Origin of the sequence: Roseibium salinum, from assembly GCF_026240905.1 — a bacterium.
GTDB lineage: Bacteria > Pseudomonadota > Alphaproteobacteria > Rhizobiales > Stappiaceae > Roseibium > Roseibium salinum.
Genome location: NZ_JAPEVI010000002.1, coordinates 105,540 through 123,134, shown reverse-complemented (window position 1 = coordinate 123,134; position 17,595 = coordinate 105,540). Strand labels below are relative to the sequence as shown.

General features: G+C 64.6%; 15 protein-coding genes. 12 read left to right on the top strand and 3 right to left on the bottom strand.

Annotated elements, in window-relative coordinates; translation table 11 throughout:
- From ON753_RS02895 to ON753_RS02885, 3 genes are all read right to left on the bottom strand, one after another.
- Positions 1–669, bottom strand: a complete 669-nt coding sequence (locus ON753_RS02895) for a ChrR family anti-sigma-E factor (RefSeq protein ID WP_265961055.1) — start codon at positions 667–669, stop codon at positions 1–3.
- On the bottom strand, positions 666–1,253 hold the full coding sequence (locus ON753_RS02890) for a sigma-70 family RNA polymerase sigma factor (protein WP_265961054.1): 588 nt from the start codon (positions 1,251–1,253) through the stop codon (positions 666–668). Before ON753_RS02890 ends, ON753_RS02895 begins: the two co-directional genes overlap by 4 nt.
- A 218-nt stretch (positions 1,254–1,471) precedes the next feature.
- Complete coding sequence (locus ON753_RS02885; RefSeq protein ID WP_265961053.1) at positions 1,472–1,612, bottom strand: hypothetical protein; 141 nt, start codon at positions 1,610–1,612, stop codon at positions 1,472–1,474.
- Between the two features lie 126 nt (positions 1,613–1,738).
- Here ON753_RS02885 and ON753_RS02880 point away from each other — a divergent pair, with 126 nt between their 5' ends.
- From ON753_RS02880 to ON753_RS02825, 12 genes are all read left to right on the top strand, one after another.
- On the top strand, positions 1,739–3,229 hold the full coding sequence (locus ON753_RS02880) for a type I secretion system permease/ATPase (RefSeq protein WP_323054675.1): 1,491 nt from the start codon (positions 1,739–1,741) through the stop codon (positions 3,227–3,229).
- Positions 3,226–4,587 (top strand): HlyD family type I secretion periplasmic adaptor subunit, encoded by a 1,362-nt coding sequence (locus ON753_RS02875; RefSeq protein ID WP_265961052.1) that lies wholly within the window; start codon positions 3,226–3,228, stop codon positions 4,585–4,587. The genes ON753_RS02880 and ON753_RS02875 overlap by 4 nt, the downstream gene beginning before the upstream one ends.
- Positions 4,588–5,301: 714 nt before the next feature.
- Entirely contained in the window at positions 5,302–6,621 is a 1,320-nt protein-coding gene (locus ON753_RS02870) for a nucleotide sugar dehydrogenase (RefSeq protein WP_265961051.1), read from the top strand.
- Positions 6,622–6,629: 8 nt separating this feature from the next.
- Positions 6,630–8,093: a glycosyltransferase gene (locus ON753_RS02865; protein ID WP_265961050.1), complete on the top strand. Its 1,464-nt coding sequence runs from the start codon at positions 6,630–6,632 to the stop codon at positions 8,091–8,093.
- Positions 8,094–8,109: 16 nt separating this feature from the next.
- Positions 8,110–9,225: a hypothetical protein gene (locus ON753_RS02860; protein ID WP_265961049.1), complete on the top strand. Its 1,116-nt coding sequence runs from the start codon at positions 8,110–8,112 to the stop codon at positions 9,223–9,225.
- 53 nt (positions 9,226–9,278) lie between these two features.
- Positions 9,279–10,712, top strand: coding sequence for a mannose-1-phosphate guanylyltransferase (locus ON753_RS02855; RefSeq protein ID WP_265961048.1), 1,434 nt, complete (start codon positions 9,279–9,281; stop codon positions 10,710–10,712).
- Position 10,713: 1 nt separating this feature from the next.
- Entirely contained in the window at positions 10,714–12,264 is a 1,551-nt protein-coding gene (locus ON753_RS02850) for a right-handed parallel beta-helix repeat-containing protein (protein ID WP_265961047.1), read from the top strand.
- Complete coding sequence (locus ON753_RS02845) at positions 12,264–13,679, top strand: MBOAT family O-acyltransferase (protein WP_265961046.1); 1,416 nt, start codon at positions 12,264–12,266, stop codon at positions 13,677–13,679. The genes ON753_RS02850 and ON753_RS02845 overlap by 1 nt, the downstream gene beginning before the upstream one ends.
- A gap of 11 nt (positions 13,680–13,690) precedes the next feature.
- Positions 13,691–14,794 (top strand): alginate O-acetyltransferase AlgX-related protein, encoded by a 1,104-nt coding sequence (locus ON753_RS02840; RefSeq protein ID WP_265961045.1) that lies wholly within the window; start codon positions 13,691–13,693, stop codon positions 14,792–14,794.
- A complete protein-coding gene (locus tag ON753_RS02835; protein WP_265961044.1) occupies positions 14,787–15,629 on the top strand; it encodes a hypothetical protein in 843 nt (280 codons plus the stop codon). The genes ON753_RS02840 and ON753_RS02835 overlap by 8 nt, the downstream gene beginning before the upstream one ends.
- Positions 15,626–16,960, top strand: a complete 1,335-nt coding sequence (locus ON753_RS02830) for an alginate O-acetyltransferase AlgX-related protein (protein ID WP_265961043.1) — start codon at positions 15,626–15,628, stop codon at positions 16,958–16,960. The genes ON753_RS02835 and ON753_RS02830 overlap by 4 nt, the downstream gene beginning before the upstream one ends.
- Entirely contained in the window at positions 16,957–17,586 is a 630-nt protein-coding gene (locus ON753_RS02825) for an alginate O-acetyltransferase AlgF (protein WP_265961042.1), read from the top strand. The genes ON753_RS02830 and ON753_RS02825 overlap by 4 nt, the downstream gene beginning before the upstream one ends.
- The last annotated feature ends 9 nt before the right edge of the window (positions 17,587–17,595 follow it).

The following is a 17,595-nucleotide window of genomic DNA, read 5'->3' as shown; positions in this document are numbered from 1 at the left end:
TCATATCCCGATGACGCGCTGCATCAGCCGGCTGAGCAGACCCTTGAACCGGGTCGGCGCCTCCGTCGCAACGATGCAGATGCAGGGTGCGCCCGGCTCCACCCGGGGCTGATGCTCCACGTGCTCATCTAGGTCGGCAATGTCGCCAGGGCCGAAGCGGCCGAGCGCATCGCGATAGGCACCGGAGAGGATCAGGGTCATCTCCGCGCCGCCATGGCCGTGTTCCGGCATGGCCATGCCCGACGCGATCTTGAGCATGTAGAATGACGAACCTGACGGCTTCTCAAGCCGGATCCGGTGCCGGTGCACACCGGGCGCCACAAACTTCCAGGGAATTTCCGAAAGGGACGAACCGATATAGCGCTGCAGGGGAAGAGGTACCTCCTGGTGGGCCGCCGGCGCCGGGGGACGCTTCGGGCGAATGCTTCCACCGGACGCTTCCGCCGCATCGATCCGCGCCATGATCCGCGAAAGGGCATCGCCGGAAAGGTCTGCGGCATCGCCGTGTTCCAGAAAATGCCCACCGAGCTCCTCCACGGCGCGCAGGTCCCGGCGGCAGTCTTCGCACAGGGCCAGATGCGCGGCGGCGATGGCGGCAAAGGCTTCGTCGAGATCGCCGCTCGCGTAACGCAGCAGCGTGTTGCGGTCGAGATGATGCAGGACGGTCATTGCACGCCCTCCAGCTTTGCTTTCAGTTTCGTATAGGCAAGGCGCATGCGCGACTTGACGGTGCCAAGGGGCAAGGACAGCTTTTCCGCTATTTCTGTTTGACTCATGTCGCGAACAAAGGCGGATTCGATTATTTCGCGCTGTTCTGCGGGCAACTCTTCCAGCGCCAGGGCAACCAGGCCGGCACGCTGGCTCGCAAACAGCGCGTCCTCGCCGTTGCACTCCTCAGAGGCCACTTCGATTGTGTCCAGGTCCTGATAGGGTCGGGACGACCGCCGGCGAAAGCGGTCGATACGCGCGTTGCGCGCAATGGTGTAGATCCAGGTGCTGACCGTGCCGCGCTCGGCTGCATAGAGATGCACCTTGCTCCAGACCGTCAGCATCACATCCTGCACGAGATCTTCCGCAAGTGCCGGATCCGCGCCCGATTGCTGCATTATAGCCTTCACACGCGGGCCGAAATGAAGGAACAACGCCTGGAATGCGTCCCGATCACGTTTCTCGGCGATACGCTTGATCAGCACCAGGTGATCTTCAGGCGTCAATTCGGTCTCCGCACAGTCCGGGTTGTGAATTGCTCTCATGACCGTCTGCATATCCGCACCTGTTTGCATCCGGCACCGATACGCTAGCATGCGATGAATGGATCACTCCCGGAAAAGTTAGTTTGCCGTCCGCCTGTTACAGGCGGTGTATGCACAATCTTCCACAGCCACTGCAGTTTCCTGGGGGCATACCGCAATCAGACGCTCTGGTTGATTGTGCGTGTCCGCCGCCGCGGGTTAGGAGTCAGCCCGAAAATTCATCGCGGGCTCCAGATACACATGACCAGAGCAAGACAGCGCAGCGCAAGATCGACCAGCGGCCGGGACAACCAGGTCGCCATGGCCTTCCGTCCCATCCGGACGGCCTGCTGGGGCGTCGCGGCCGTCAGTTTCGTCATCAACATCCTGATGCTGACCGGACCGGTCTTCATGCTCCAGGTCTATGACCGGGTGCTGGCGAGCGGCTCCGTGCCGACGCTGGTGGCCATCGGTTCACTGGCCATGGTGCTCTATGTCTTTTACGGATTCCTGGAAGCGCGCGCGCGCGCATCCTGTCCAGGCTGGGCCAGCGGGTCGATGCCCGTCTTTCCGGCATCGTCTACAAGGTCTCCAACAGTCTGCCCGTGCGGCTCGGACGCAGGGCCGCGAGCCTGCGTCCGGTGCAGGACCTGGATACGATCCGCACATTCCTGTCCGGGCCCGGTCCGGCCGCGATCTTCGACATTCCCTGGCTGCCGCTCTATCTCGGCATCGTGTTCCTGTTCCACCCGCTTCTCGGCCTCGTCGGCCTCGGCGGTGCCGTCATCATCTCGGTGCTGATCGGACTGAACGAGATGATGTCCCGCGAACCCGCAGAGGAAGCGGCCGGACAGGCCGGCAGGCGGGCTGCCGACGTCGAAATGGGTCAGCGCAATTCCGAGGTCGTGACGGCCATGGGGATGCAGGCGGCCCTGAGCTCCAGGTGGGATGCCCGCAACGGCGACTATCTCGCCACCCAGCGGAGCGCGTCCGACGTGACCGGCCTGTTCGGAACCGCCATCAAGACCATCCGCTTCGTGCTCCAGTCCGCCATCCTTGGCGTCGGAGCGTGGCTCGCCATTCAGCAGGAAATCAGCCCCGGCGTGATGATTGCAGCTTCCATCATGACCTCCCGGGCGCTGGCGCCGATCGAACAGGCGGTCGCGCAGTGGCGCGGCTTCGTGGCAAGCAGACAGGCGCTGAGCCGCTTGCGCGACGTGACTGCGGCCGCCGAAGCCGAGCCGGAAAAGATGGACCTGCCGCTTCCGGTCGGCAGGATCACCCTGGAGCAGGTGTTCTGCGGGCCGTTCGGCGAGGCCGCGCCTTACGTTCACAACGTCTCCATGGAGCTCCAGGCGGGAGACGGCCTGGGGATCATCGGCCCGTCCGGTTCGGGGAAATCGACCCTTGCCCGGGCGATCGTCGGCGCCGCCCCCGCCCTGAGGGGCGTGATCCGCTATGACGGCGCGGAGCTCGGACAATGGACGAGCGCAAGGCGGGGAGAGTTCATCGGCTATCTTCCCCAGGACCTGCAGCTTTTCGACGGGACGATCGCGGAAAACATCGCCAGGTTCCGTGCCGACGCCTCGTCCGAGATGATCATCGAAGCCGCCCGGCTGGCGGATGTGCATGACCTGATCGTCGGTTTGCCGGAAGGATACAATACGGTGATCGGCCGGAGCGGCCGCGCGCTTTCGGCCGGCCAGCGCCAGCGCGTCGCCCTTGCCAGGGCCCTGTTCGGCAATCCGTTCCTCGTCGTGCTGGACGAGCCCAACTCGAACCTCGACGCGGAAGGCGAAGGCGCGCTTGCCAATGCCGTGCGCGCGATGCGGGAACGGGGCTCCGTCGTGATCGTGATCGCCCATCGCCCCAGCGCGATCGGCACAGTCGACAAGATCCTCTGCCTGAGGGACGGCAAGATGGTCGGCTTCGGGCCCAAGGACGAAGTTCTCAAACAGGTGGTGCAGGCGGTGCCGCGCCGGAGCGTCGGGGCATGAGCGGGAAGATGAAGATGCCAGGCAAGACTTCCAATCCCCAGGATCCCCTGCAGGCAAGACCGTCAGCGGATAGCGCGGATGACGGCCTGCGCAAGACCGTGCGCAACCATCTTCTGTTCGCGCTGTTTCTGGCGGTCCTCGTGGTCGGCGGCGTCGGCGGCTGGGCGACGTTCACGGAAATCTCCGGCGCGGTCGTCTCCGCCGGCACGGTGGTCGTGGAGAGCAACGTCAAGCAGGTCCAGCACCGGGAGGGCGGCATCGTCCATGAAATCCGGGTGAAGAACGGCGACACGGTCAAGGCCGGGGAGCTCCTGATCAGCCTGGACGACACGGTCACGCGCGCCAACCTCGCCGTTGTCACCAAGCAGCTGACCGACCTGACGGCGCAGCAATTGCGCCTGGAAGCGGAGCGCGACGATCTTCGCCGCATCGAATGGCCGGAAGAGCGGCGCGGCCAACTGGGCGATATCGAACGCAGCCAGCAGCTTCTTCTGGAGGCCCGCCTGAATTCCAAGGAAGGGCGCAAGAACCAGCTGGAAGAGCAGATCCGCCAGTTCAACAAGCAGACGGAGGGTCTGGAGGCGCAGGTTCGGGCCAAGGAGACCGAAATCGAACTGATCAAAGAGGAATTGGCCGATCTCGGCGGGCTTCTCGACAAGCAGCTGGTGTCCAAGAGCCGGGTCACGGCGCTGCGCCGCGAGATGGCGCGGCTGGAGGGCGAATACGGCGATCTGATCGCCCAGATCGCCCGGACGCTGGAGGCGATCAGCGAACGCAAGATCCAGATCCTGCAGATCGAGGAAACCTACCGCGCGGAAGTTCTGGAGCGGCTTCAGGAAGTGCGCTCGCGCATCGCACAGCTGGAAGAACAGAAGATTGCCGCCGAGGACGAGTTGACGCGGGTCGATATTCTCGCGCCCCGCGACGGATACGTGCACCAGCTTTCCGTCCACACGATCGGCGGCGTGATCGCGCCGGGCGAAACGGTCATGGCCATCGTGCCGCGCGAAGACCAGCTGATCGTCGAAGCCCAGGTCCGGCCGGTGGATATCGACCAGATGGCCCCCGGCCAGGGAGCCCGGGTGCGGTTCCCGAGTTTCGATCAGCGCACGACGCCGGAGCTCAACGCGAAACTGCTGACGCTTTCACCGGACCTCAGCCAGGACGAGCGCACCGGCACCAGCTATTATGTCGCCCGGCTTGCCATCGACGATGCGGAACTCGGCAAGCTCGGAGATCACGTCCTGGTTCCGGGCATGCCGGTGGAGACATTCATGAGGACGGGTGACCGCACGGTCCTGAGCTATCTGGTCAAGCCAATCACCGACCAGATCGCGCATGCGCTGCGCGAGCGGTAGGCGGGTTCTGCTCAGATGCCTCCCGACCTGTCGGGGCATCTGAATCCGCGAGACCGTTCCGACATGCCTCGCAATGAGAACATAGGTGACGCAGGGGCTCCATTGTTTATCTGACGCTGGATCATCCGAACAGGAAATCTGGCCGGTTCCATACACAGCCAATTGAACCAACGCACTCTGTCGGCCCCACCGTAGAAGGGACACCTCAGGTTCCCGGGGGCAGTGCCCGGGCGATCGCGGATGCCTCGACACGCGCACAATTGGCGCAATCGACGGGCCTGAAGCCGTGGCGCGGTTAATTCCTTCCGTAATCGGTTCTTCCCCCCGCCCGATCGGTCCCGGGTCGTCATTCTGCCGGAAACATCCGGGTCTCGTCACCTCTCTGCCATCATTGTGTCGGGCTTCTTCCCGACGCCTGTCGGGACGTGCGGAAACCACGTCGGGATCATTCATTCAAATCGGCTCCGCCTTCCCGACTGCACGAGCCCCTTCCCGCTCTCTAGGTTATCTGAGTGTCGGGTCGGTTTGGCCTGCAGCACAAAAAATAATAGAGCGTCCTGCGTCCTGAAGAACGCAGGCATCCTGTGCGAAGATATTGCAATCAAACATCTTTTCTGCATTTCGCCGAAGGCGGCCCGTGTGCAGGTTCATAAGGTTTTACCGCCTCGCCGGTCTTCGGCGTTTCGCGGTCAATCGGTAAAAGGGACATACTCAATGGCAAAGATAAGCGTTTTCGGAATAGGCTATGTCGGTGTGGTTTCGGCGGCCTGTCTCGCACGTGACGGACATGAGGTCGTTGCCGTCGACATAGATCCCGGAAAAGTCGAGGCGTTGAATGCCGGCCGCTCGACCGTCGTCGAGGACGGCATCGATGAACTGGTGGCCGACGGCGTCGCCTCCGGCCGCCTCTCTGCCACGACCGACGCCGTCGGGGCGGTTGCTTCGACCGAAGCCTCGTTCGTCTGCGTCGGCACCCCGAGCGATCCGGATGGCTCCGTCGGACTGGCGCATGTCATTGCCGCTTGCGAACACATCGGCCGGGCGATCGCCGACAAGCGCGATCGCCATGGTGTAATCGTGCGCTCGACCATCGTCCCCGGCACGATGAAAGAGGTCTGTGTGCCGACCCTGGAGGTTGCCTCCGGGCTGAGGGCCGGATCTGAATTCGGCGTCGGCTATTTCCCTGAATTTTTGCGCGAAGGCACGGCTATCGCCGATTACGACGACCCGGGCCTCGTCGTCTTCGGGGCCCTCGACGAGGCGACGGGAGACTTTCTTGGCGAGCTCAACGCCGGATTTCCCTGCCAGGTGAACAGGGTCGATATCGGCACGGCGGAGATGATCAAATACACCTCCAACGCCTGGCGTGCGCTCAAGATCACGTTTGCCAACGAAATCGGCAACATAGCCAAGGCTTCCGGCCTTGATGGCCAGGAGGTGATGCGCGTCCTGTGCAGCGACGGCAAAGTCGCGATGTCTCCGGCTTTCCTGCGTCCGGGTTTCGCTTTCGGCGGCTCTTGCCTGCCCAAGGATGTGCGCGCCCTGCGCTGCCTGGCCAGCGAGCTCGGCGTCGGTTCGCCGGTGCTGGATGCGGTTCTTCAGGCCAACGCGGCGCAGATCGAGCGGGCCGAGCAGATGGTTCGCGATTCAGGCAAGCAGCGCATCGGCTTCGTCGGTGTCAGCTTCAAGGCGGGAACGGACGATCTGCGCGAGAGCCCGCTCGCCGCGCTTGCCGCGCGCCTGATCGAGGCCGGCGGCGAAGTGCGGGTCTACGATCCGTTCGTTGCCAAGGCTCTCAGCAACGGCAATGGCGGGATCGGGCGCGGCAACGGCGACGGACCTGACCTGAGGGGGTGCATGATCCCCAGCATCGACGAGTTGATCGATCAATCGGACGTGCTCCTCATCGGCAATCGCTATGCCGAAGCAACCGAGGCCCTGAAGGCGGCGGCGGCTGAACGTCCGGTCATCGACCTTGCCCGCCTTGACGCCAATCTTGTCTCGAACGGCACCTATCAGGGCATTTGCTGGTGAGCCAGACCATGCTGGGACATCTCATCTATCTTGCCGCGCTTGCGGTGTTGGCGGTCGGGATCAATGCCAAAGGACTGGGAGAGATCGGCAGCTTCCTCCTGGTGCTCGGTGCGATCGGCATGTGGCGCTACAGCTGGGCGATGCTCAACTTCCTGCGGGCGCTGTACTATACGCGCTGGCGCTTCCCGCGCCTGCGCCGTTCGGCGGAACGCGACTATGCGCGCCGCCCGGTCCCCGCCCATGCGTTCTTCATGGTCACCACCTATAAGATCGAAGCCAGCACGACTGCGCGGGTATACCGCTCGATCATCGAGGCGGCAGCTCGCTCCCCCGGCGGTGCCACGGTTGTCGCCTCGGTCGTCGACGGCGCCGACGTGCGGGCCATCGGCTCGCTTTTCGCCCGGGCCCGCCGCAGACATCCGCACCTGAGGCTTTTGATCGACCAGATCCCCGGGACGGGCAAGCGCGACGCCATGGCACGTGCCCTCCGGCTGATCGCGCGAGAAGCGCCGAGCGCCCGCGACGTTTTGGTCTTTGTCGATGGCGACAGTTGCGTGCCCCCGGATCTGATTACCCGCACGGCACCCTTTTTCACCGACCGGCGCGTCGGCGCGCTGACGACGGACGAAGCGGCCGAGATTCCGAGAGGCTGGCTCTTCCGTTCCTGGTTCGCGCTGCGTTTCATGCAGCGACAGATGATGATGTCGTCCATGGCGCTCGGCGGCCGGGTTCTCACGTTGACCGGCCGTCTGAGCGTCTTCCGGGCGGACCTTGCAACCAATCCGGACTTCGTGCGTCAGGTCCAGCACGACTACATCGAGCATTGGCGGCTGGGCCATGTGAACTTTCTGACCGGCGACGACAAGTCCACCTGGTTCTGGCTGCTCGCGCGCGGTTATCGGATGAGTTATGTGCCGGACGTGCGTTCCCTCTCGATGGAAACGCAGCCGCGGCCCGGCTTTGTCGACAGCGCCGTGGCGCTCATGCGCCGCTGGTTCGGAAACATGCTGCGGACCAATGGCCGTGCACTGTCACTGGGACCTGCGCGGATCGGGATGTTTACCTGGTGGTCGATCCTCGACCAGCGTCTGTCGATCTGGACGACGCTTGCCGGGCCGATCGCGGTGCTGATTGCCACGCTGTTCATCGACCCGATTGCGTTGCCGGCGTATCTGGCTTGGGTGATGTTCACCCGCTACCTGTTCTGCGCTGCGCTCTCGGCGTTTCGCGGCGGCGGATTTCCGATTGTCTACGTCCCGCTTCTCTACTTCAGCCAGATCGTTGGCGCTGCTGTCAAAAGCTACGTTCTTTTCCGCCAGGACCGGCAGAAATGGACCCGGCAGAGCGCGGATACCGGAACGGCGCCTCTTGCAGTCGGCCAGCGGCTGCGCGCAGCCACTTCAACCTTCATTCACGTCCTGGCCCTCGGCTGGCTCACGCTCGGCGTGACGCTGGCAACGGGCGTCCTATGACCGGAGGAATTATTGCATGACAGGATCTCAGCACGCGAACAGCAGCGCCGAGTCAAAGCAGAAGGCGACGGTCCAACCCGAGGATTCCGGCCTCTACGCTGATCAGCATCCGCTCGTCGATATACCGTTCTCGGTGTTCATCGACGGTCGGCGATACCAGGGTGCCGGCCTTTCCGTCGTGGAGGCGCGTGCGGTCGGCCTTGCCGATCCGGGGCTCGGGGAGCAGGTTCGACCGGTGCGCCTGGCCTTTGCCTTCCAGGGGTTCGAAGTCACGCTGCATCCCGTCGCGCGTATCCTGCGCGTCTCCGAGCGCGAGCTGACACTGCGCTTCGTCGAGCCCGCCGGCGAACACCTGCCCCAGCTGCGCCACCTGATCAATGCGTGGATAGCCGGCGACCTGGCGTCGGTGGGTTCCGTGATCCGCACAGGTGCCCTGACCGGGCCAGGTGCCAAGGGAGAGACCAGCAAACGCCGGGGAATTGGCGCCCGGATGCGCAGCTTCGTCGGTGGTCTGATGGTTGTCGCTCTGGCGGTCGCGCTGGTCGCGACGGCCGGCATGCTCGTCCAGCAACGGCTGTATGTGACAGACCTGGACAGCCCGGGCCTCGTCGGGCCTGCCGGGCAAACTCTGCGAGCCATTGCCGACGGCCAGGTTACCTATATCGATTCTGATGCCGCCGTTGGCGAGGTGGCCTACTCGATCGCCTCCGTCAGCGGGGAAACCCTTTCCGTCGGAATGCCCTGTGACTGCGCCGCGCAGCCCACGGTTCCCGAGGGTGCCACGGTTCTCGCCGGCGAGCCCCTGCTGCGGCTCGCCGAGGCGGATGCACCACTGGTCATCGAAGCCTCCGTGCCTTCTGAAACCCTGCTCGATCTACAGGTCAGCGGCGGCGCACAGGTGCAGCTTCCCGGCGGTGAGACCGTGTTTGCCCGCCTCGCCGATCAGCAGCCTGCAGCATCGGCACCGCGGCAATACGACACCCAGGTTCCGGTGACGCTGATCCCCGAGGTTTCCTTACCGAGCGAGCTGAGCGGCCGTTATGTCGATCTTCGCATCGTTCGCGAACCGCTGGTAACGCTCGACGATCTGTTTGGCCAGGTCGAGAGCGCCCGCACTGCCTTGCTCGAATAGCAACAGCGTTCGGAAATCGACCGCTTGTTCTGCGATACCCAGGAGTGAATACGATGCAACGCATTTATCCAGTTATCTTGTCAGGAGGAATGGGCTCGCGCCTCTGGCCGATGTCGCGACGTCTTCAACCCAAGCAGTTTCAGCCGGCAAACGGGGTCGACGGCCCCAGCTTTCTGCAGGCGACGGTCGAACGCCACCGCTCGGAGATATTTCACGAACCGACCATCGTCGGGGCTGAGGCCCAGCTCCCGCTGCTGAAACAACAGACGGAGGATATCGGCTGCGCGGCACGATTGATCGGTGAGCCCGTCGGCCGCAATACCGGTCCGGCCGTTCTGGCCGCGGCGCTCGATCTCCTGCGCAACGACCCCGACGCGGTCATGCTCGTACTGCCCTCCGATCACGTCATCTCGGGCAGTCTCAACCAGACCACCGAGCAGATGCTGCGTGGTGCGCTTGAAGGCTGGATCGTCACCCTGGGCGTCACCGCCCGTTATCCGGAAACCGGCTTCGGCTACATCACCAGGGGTACGCTGATCGATAGCTGTCCCGGTCTGAACCGGGTGGCCGCCTTCGTCGAAAAGCCGGACCGGGAGCGCGCGGCGCAGCTTCTGGTCGACGGACTTTCGTGCTGGGCTTCGGGCATCTCGATGATGCGGGCCGAGCGGATCATCGAGGAGTTCGAACGCTATCAACCCGACACGCTGGCGACGGTCCGCCGGGCGCTTGACGGCGGGAGCGAAGGTCCCGACCGTGTGCTTCTGGAAGAAAGTGCATTCTCGGGGGCGCTGAACGCACCAACGGAAAGCGCGATCTTCGAGCGAAGCAGCGCAATGGCCGCTGCCGAGGCCGACATTTCCTGGAACGATGTCGGCGCCTGGACGGCCGTGCACAGCATTGGCGAGAAGACGGCAGACGGCAATGTGCAGTCCGGTGAAGTTCTGGCGGTCGACACGCACAACTCGCTGATCCGCGCACAGGACAGGCTGGTGGCCGTGGTGGGAATGGACGACGTCATCGTCGTCGATACGCCCGACGCGGTGCTGGTCACCAGCCACAAGAGCGCACAGCAGGTCAAACAGGCGGTTGCCTGGCTCCAGAAGCACGCCCGCAGCGAAGCTGAAACCCATGCACATTCCGCGGGCCACGACACCGGGATCCGACGCCTCTGCCTGCCTCCGGGCCGCGTCGGCGAAGTCGACGGCCGTGAAGGCGGCACCGTGGTCACCGTCGCCTCCGGGGTGGCTCGGGCGAAGGTTGGGGAGACACTCACGACGGCAAGACCGGGTGAGATTTTCCTTGTGCAACCGCGTCAGCTTGCGCGCCTGGCCAGCGTCGGGGACGAGGATCTCGTGCTCGTCGCCGTCGCAATAACCGAGAACCGGAAGAAACCTGCCCGGCGAAAGACGGCGCAGCCGCTTCGCAAGACAGGTTCCGAACCGGAAGTGGCTCGGGCCGCAAGACATCAGACAACCTCGGCTGCATGACATGATGGTTTCTAGCGCAAGGATTCAGTCGCGGCCGGGTCTGGCGCACCGTCTGACCCGGTGGTCACTCGCGGGGCTGCTTTTTGCGGTTCCGCTGGCCGCCGAGGCCGGCGACGCCGGCAAAGTCGCCCCGCTCATGCGGGAACGTGCCGAGATCCTGTCAAGCTACGGTCTCGGTACGCCGGCGCCGCTGGTCCGTTCCGAAGAAGCGGAACCGGCCTCCGCTGCTGCTGCGGGCACGCCCGCGCGCAGTGCCGATCCTGTGCTGCAGGCCTCCGACGTCCGGCTTGCCCTTACCCAGCTCACCTTGAGCAGCGGACCGGCTGGCCACGAAACCGTCCTTTCCGCGCAGCCCGCGGAGGGTGTGGGGGCGATCTACGTGAGGTCCGGCAAGGTGACGCCGGAAACGCTGTTCGACCTCACGCGCGATACCGTGATGGAAGAGGTCGTCACCCGCTCTGAAGAGGGGGTCGAGGTGCGTTCGCCGGTCATCGTACTGCGCGGCGCGACCCTGAGCCTCGGGCCAGGTGATGAACTGTTGCTCGATGGCCGTCACGGCGCGTTCGTGCTGTCATTCGGGGACCTGGTCGCCGAAGGAGCGGCGATCACCGCCACCGGAAGCGGGCCGGACGTTTTCCGTCCGTTCGTCGCCATCGCGGCTTCCGGGCGCGTCGTCATGCGCGGCAGCCGGCTCACCGGCCTCGGCTTTGAAGGGGCCACGGCGATGGCCGGACTGTCGATCGCGACCGGCGGAATATTCCAGCCTCGCGGCGCTTCGGAACTGACAGGCAACACCTTCACCGACCTGCACGGCGTTACCGTTCGCGGCGCCGATGGTCTGCACATCGACGAAAACAGCTTCGTGGATTCACGCGGGGTGGCGCTGAGCCTCAAGACCACCAACCGGGTTCGCGTCGTGCGCAATCTGTTCGACGGTGGCAGGGGCAGCCACGCGCTACGTCTCGCCGGTCCCTCGCGTGACGTGACGATCCGTTCGAATGCCATCGTGTCCGCCCGTGAACACGGCGTCCGGATCGACGACAGCGCGATGGCGGTCGTATTGAGGGACAACGTCATATCCGCATCGTCAGGCAAAGGGCTCGAGCTGGCACAAGGGGCAGCATGTGTTGCCGTGGCCGGCAATCTCATTCGCGACAACGGCGGCGACGGGATCGCAGCGTCGGAGGTCGGCAGCCTGATCATCGCCGGCAATGCCGTCACCGGCAACGGCGGCGCCGGCATTTCCCTCGCCCGTCAGCTCGACGGCACCACGGCGCTGATCGCCGACAATGCGCTTGCCCGCAACCGCTCCGGGATCCGCACTGCCTCGACAACGAGGCTGCATCTGGCCGGCAACGATCTGAGCGCGCAATTGCCGCGCATCGTCGCCGGCGAGCTGGCTCCGCACACGCCGCGCCTCCTGCGTCAGGCACGCAAGGAGGCCGGCGCCCACCTGATGGTCGAAAACGTGGCGATCCGGTCCGTTCCGACGCTGCCGAGCGATGGTGTCCTGCGTGCGGTCGCCGCATGCAAGGAAAGCGGGAGTGACTGATGGTCTTTTCCTCCGAAGCCTTCCTGTTCCTGTTTCTGCCGGCCTTCCTGGCGCTTTACTATCTGACGCCGGAGCGCTGGCGTTCGCTCATATTGCTGCTCGGATCCTATGCCTTCTATGCTTGGTGGCGGGTCGATTTTCTTGCACTGCTCGTCCTCACGACGCTCTGGACGTGGCTGACGGGCCGCCTTATCCGTGCCGGCCGCCGCCCTCGTCTGTGGACCGGGATCGGGGTGGCGGGCTGCCTGTCGGTACTGGGCGCCTTCAAGTATCTCGACTTTTTCGTCGACAGCTTCGCTGCGGTGCTGGGCACCGATGCCGCAGGTCTTGGCGTCCACTGGCGCATACTGCTGCCGATCGGCATCTCGTTCTATATCTTTCAGTCGATCAGCTATCTCGTCGACACCTATCGGGGCGACGCGCCGGGTGATGTCCGCCTGATCGACTTCGCCGCTTTCATCGCGCTGTTCCCGCAGCTCATCGCCGGTCCGATCCTGCGCTACAAGGATCTTGCGCCGCAGTTCCAGCATCGCACCCATTCCGCGGACATGTTTACGGCCGGCACGATGCGGTTCTTCGTCGGCCTTGCCAAAAAGGTGCTGCTGGCCGACGCGGTCGCGCCGATCGCCGACCTCGCCTTTACGTCGCCCGATCCGTCGATGGCGCTTGCCTGGCTCGGCGCCGTCGCCTATGCGCTGCAGCTCTATTTCGACTTCTCCGGCTATTCGGACATGGCAATCGGGCTCGGAATGATGCTCGGCTTCCGATTCCAGGAGAATTTCGACGCACCTTATATTTCGCGCTCGATCACCGAGTTCTGGCGGCGCTGGCATATCAGCTTGTCGGTCTGGCTGCGCGACTATCTCTATATCCCGCTTGGCGGCAACCGGGTCAGCCGGCGCCGGACCTACGTGAACCTGATGGCGGTCATGGTGCTCGGCGGCCTCTGGCACGGCGCAGCCTGGACGTTCGTCATCTGGGGCTTCTGGCATGGCCTGTGGCTCGCTTACGAGCGGGCGACGGGATTTGCGGCAAGGGACCTGGGGATCGGCGCGCTCGTTCGCACGCTGCTGATCGTCCTCGCCGGCTGGGTGGTCTTCCGGGCGCCGGACGTTGCAACCGCCGTCGGCGTGTTTGCCGGCATGGCAGGGCTGAACGACGTTGCCCTGGCGCCGCAGACGGCGCTCGCGTTGCCGGCGGAGAGCCTGATGGCCCTGGTGCTGGCGATTGCGGTTGCCGCCCTCACGCCGACGATCAGGCGCTTCGCCGGTACCCGGCTGACGCCCGCGCCCGATGGTCCTGTGGGCGTGCTCGACACCGTCGTTCCCACCGTGCTGGTCGGCGGCCTCGCCCTTCTCGCGGCGCTCCGCCTCGCCGAGCAGAGCTTTTCTCCGTTTCTCTATTTCCAGTTCTAGGGGACCGTAAGATGCAGAGATTTCTGAGATATTTCCGCTTTTTGCTTCCGGTCGGGTTCCTCGCCTATGCGCTCTACCTGAACCTTGCGGTCTTCGGTGGCAATCTCGACCGGCTGAAGGATGTTTCCGGCGACCTGATTACCGGTGAAGCCGCCGCAAGCTTCAGCGACCTGTACAGCCGCGCCATCCCGCACCGGAAGCCCGCCATCGCCTGGCTGGGTGCCGGACGCTATCTGGCGCTGGGTGAAGGCAGGGCCGGCGTCACGGTCGGTGACGACGGCTGGCTGTTCACGGACGAGGAGATGGTGGCGGCCGAGCAGGCCGAGATCGACCGGGTCGCATCCTGGGCCGCCGCGGCACGTGCGGAGCTTGCCTCAGACGGCACCGACCTTGTCGTCATACCGGTTCCCGCCAAGGCGGACATTTACCGCGACCGCGGCGCGCCCGCCTATGCCGGGCCGGCCATGGAGGAGCAGTATCAGCGCTTCCGCGAAGCGCTTGCCCGCGCCGGGGTGGCGAGCGTCGACACGCGCCCGGCGCTGCGCAAAGAAGCGCGCAACGGCCAGATCTTTCTGGCGCGCGATACCCACTGGACGCCCGCCGGCGCCTCCGCCGTTGCTGCGGCCGTCGCCGCTTCGGGCCTTATCGAAGAGGGAACCGACAGGTTCGTCGCGCGGCCGGCCGTTCCCGAGGAGCGCCTGGGAGACCTCGTCACCTTTGTCACCTCCGAAAGCCTTGCGCCGACGATCGGGCTGGGACCGGAGCGTGTAGCGCCCTTCGTCGCCGAACTTGCCGACGGACCGAAGGGCGGGATTTTCGCGGCGGACACCACGAACTTCGATACGGTTCTTGTCGGAACCAGCTATAGCGCCGACGACCGGTGGAGCTTCGTGCCGGCGCTCAAGCTCAGTCTGGAGCGCGACGTCCTCAATCTCGCCCAGGAAGGTCAGGGCCCCCTGCGCCCGATGGCGGACTTCCTGGAGGAACTTGCTGCCGGGGGAGCGGCACCGGACCGCATCCTGTGGGAATTTCCGGTCCGCTATCTCGCCGACCCCAATATCTGGCCCGATCCAGACCCCCTCACCTCTCCAGATCCCGGAGGCATCGATGCCTGAATTCCGTGTATTCACCGTTGCGTTAGCGCTCATCGCCGCCGGTTGGACGGTGCCGGGCCTCGCCGGCCCGAACCGGTTCGCCGAACTTCCATTGCCACAGCAGAGCCTCATCGTGCCGGTTCTCGACAAGCGCATCACCAGAACGCGTGATCTGCCCACCTGGGAGTTGCAGCGTGCCCGCAAGCGCATGCTGGCGGGACAGCGGATCAGTTATGACCAAATGCGCGCCCTGGCCGATCATGGCGACGGCCTGGCCGCCTTCCGCTACGCAAACAGACTGGTCGAACTCGGCGATCCGGACGTTCTTTCGGCCGCTGCGCTCTACTATGCCTCCGCGGCCTATACGGGCCGTGACTATGCCGTGGGACCGCTCCTGAAGATCCTCGAACGCCGGGACGTGGAGTTCTCCGAACGGCGCCTGACGCATCTTGAGAACTCTTTGCGGGCGCTGGCGATGTCCGGCGATCGGGACGCAGCCGACGGTCTGCTGAAGTTGTATTCCACCGGGCACCCGTTCGGATTCCAGCCCGACCGGGTCCGGCAGTTCCGTGTCGATCTCGCGGCTGCCGGCGATCCCAACGCGGCCATGCAACTGGCGCTGAACGCGCTGTCAGGCAACGCGGGCGAGGAGGTCGACAAGGCCCGCGTCGCCGCGCTGCTGGCGACGGTCATGGAAGCGGACGACCTGGGTTTGCGCACGGCTGCCAGCAATCTGCAGCGCATGCTCGACCAGCGTCCCGGTCTGTTTGCGCTGGGCGAGGCCGTCGAGCCGACCGAAGAGGAGAAGAACGCCATTGCCGAGGCAACCAACCAACAAACGGAGGCAGAGCAATGAGGTTATCGATCGGGCTTGCGGCGTCGGTCTTGCTCGCAGCAATACCGGCAACGACGGTTGCGGCGCAGGAAGGATCCGGCCCTTCCGACGCCGGTTCCGCTTATGACTGCCACAATCTTCATCTCGCCGAGCCGGCGGTCGTGGAGGGCCGGGACGGCGTGTTCTTCCGGCTCGAGCACGACATGCGCATGAACCATCCGCTCTCGGAGCAAACCGCCGACCTCGTGGGCCAGCTGTCACGTGCGCTGGAGGCGCGCGGGGTTACCCTGATCTACGTTCCGGTTCCGACCAAGAGCCAGGCGATGCCCGAACACCTGCCGGAATCCGCGGCCGCATGGGGTCACGATCCGGAAATTGCGCGCAGGACCTATGTCGACTTCGTCGAGCGCCTCCGGGAGGCCGGCGTGACGACGGTGGACGCGCAGACAGTGCTGCAGGAGGTTGAAGGCGAGGAGCCGGCATTCATTCCCACCGACTTCCATTGGACTTCGACAGGAGCCCGGGCTGTTGCCGACGCGGTTGGCGACCTGATCCGGAAGCACCCCGATTTCGGCGATTTCCCGTCCCTGGAATATGTGACCGAGCGCGTCGGCTGGAAAACGCTGCCTTCGCAGTTGCGCCGCATTATCCAGGGCTATTGCCGGAAGTCGGTTCCGGAAGCCCGAACCGTCATGTTCACGACCTCACCGGAAAAACGCAGCGCCTCCGGCGGGATTTTCGCCAAGGAGTCCGGCGGTCCGGTCATAGCGATTACCGGGACTTCGATGTCGGACCTGAAGGAACCCAACTTTGCCGGTTTCATTGGCCAGGCGACCGGTCTGGATTACGCCAATTACTCGATTGCCGGCGGCAACCAGTACGGCGCCATCAGCGCCTACCTGCTGTCGGAAGAGTTTCACGAAAACCCGCCGGCTTTTCTGGTTTGGGAGAACCCGATCTACAACAATCTCGGTGAATTCGGCGGACAGCCGCTCGAGGAACTGATTGCCTCGGCGTGGGACGACTGCCGGCCGCTGCCGACCAGCCGTGACGGTGACGTGCGTTTCACTGCTTCGCTCTCGGGGAACGTTCCCGGCGCACGCGACTTCATACGGGTGACGACCGGCGGCGCGCGCGCGCGAAGCGTCGAGATTACCTTCGTCGACGAGGCCGGGTTGTCCCATGGGACTTCGATCAATCGCCCGGTTCGCGCGGATCCCACCGAACGATTCTACCAGTCGGTCCGCCCCTTCTGGCAGGAGGACCTGAGCGAAATCCGCATCCGCTTCGACCGCAGCGTCGCCGACGCCGCCGCCGTGGCCGTATGCTCGACAGAGGAGACTGAAGGATGACCGCACCGTTGAATAGACTGCTCGCAACTTTGGCCGTAGTCGCGGCCCTGGGCGGAACCGCCATGGCGCAGGACGACGCGCTCTATCCCGAACCGTCGGCTCCAGACGCATCGTACCTGCGGATCCTGACCGATGCCGGAACGGAGACGGAGATCGACGGCAACGCGGCCGAGGCCGGCGAAGCCGGTCTCACGCGCTATTACGAAGTCTCGCCCGGCGAGGTCGAGCTGCGCATCGCGGGGCGCACGATTTCAGTGCAACCGGGCGCTAACGCGCACTACACGTATGTTGCTGCCGGTGACCAGGGTGAGCTCATGAGCGACGAGATCACCGACTCGCCCGCCAATGCCGATCTTGTCTTTTACAATCTGACAGACCTTGACGGGGTTGAGGTTTACGTGCCCGAGGCGGAAGCCGTCGCTCTCGAAGGCGTCGGTCCCTTGAAAACCGCTTCGGTGGCACTTCAGGCTCCGATGACGCTCGACTTCGTCATTCGCAACGGCGAGGGCGAACTCGGCAGTACGGAGGCTGTCGAATTGCGCCGCGGAACTGCGACAAGCCTGGTACTTCGCTCCGATGGCGATGCCTATCGGGCAAGCGCCGTCACAAGCACCTATGCCCAGTGACGGCCACTG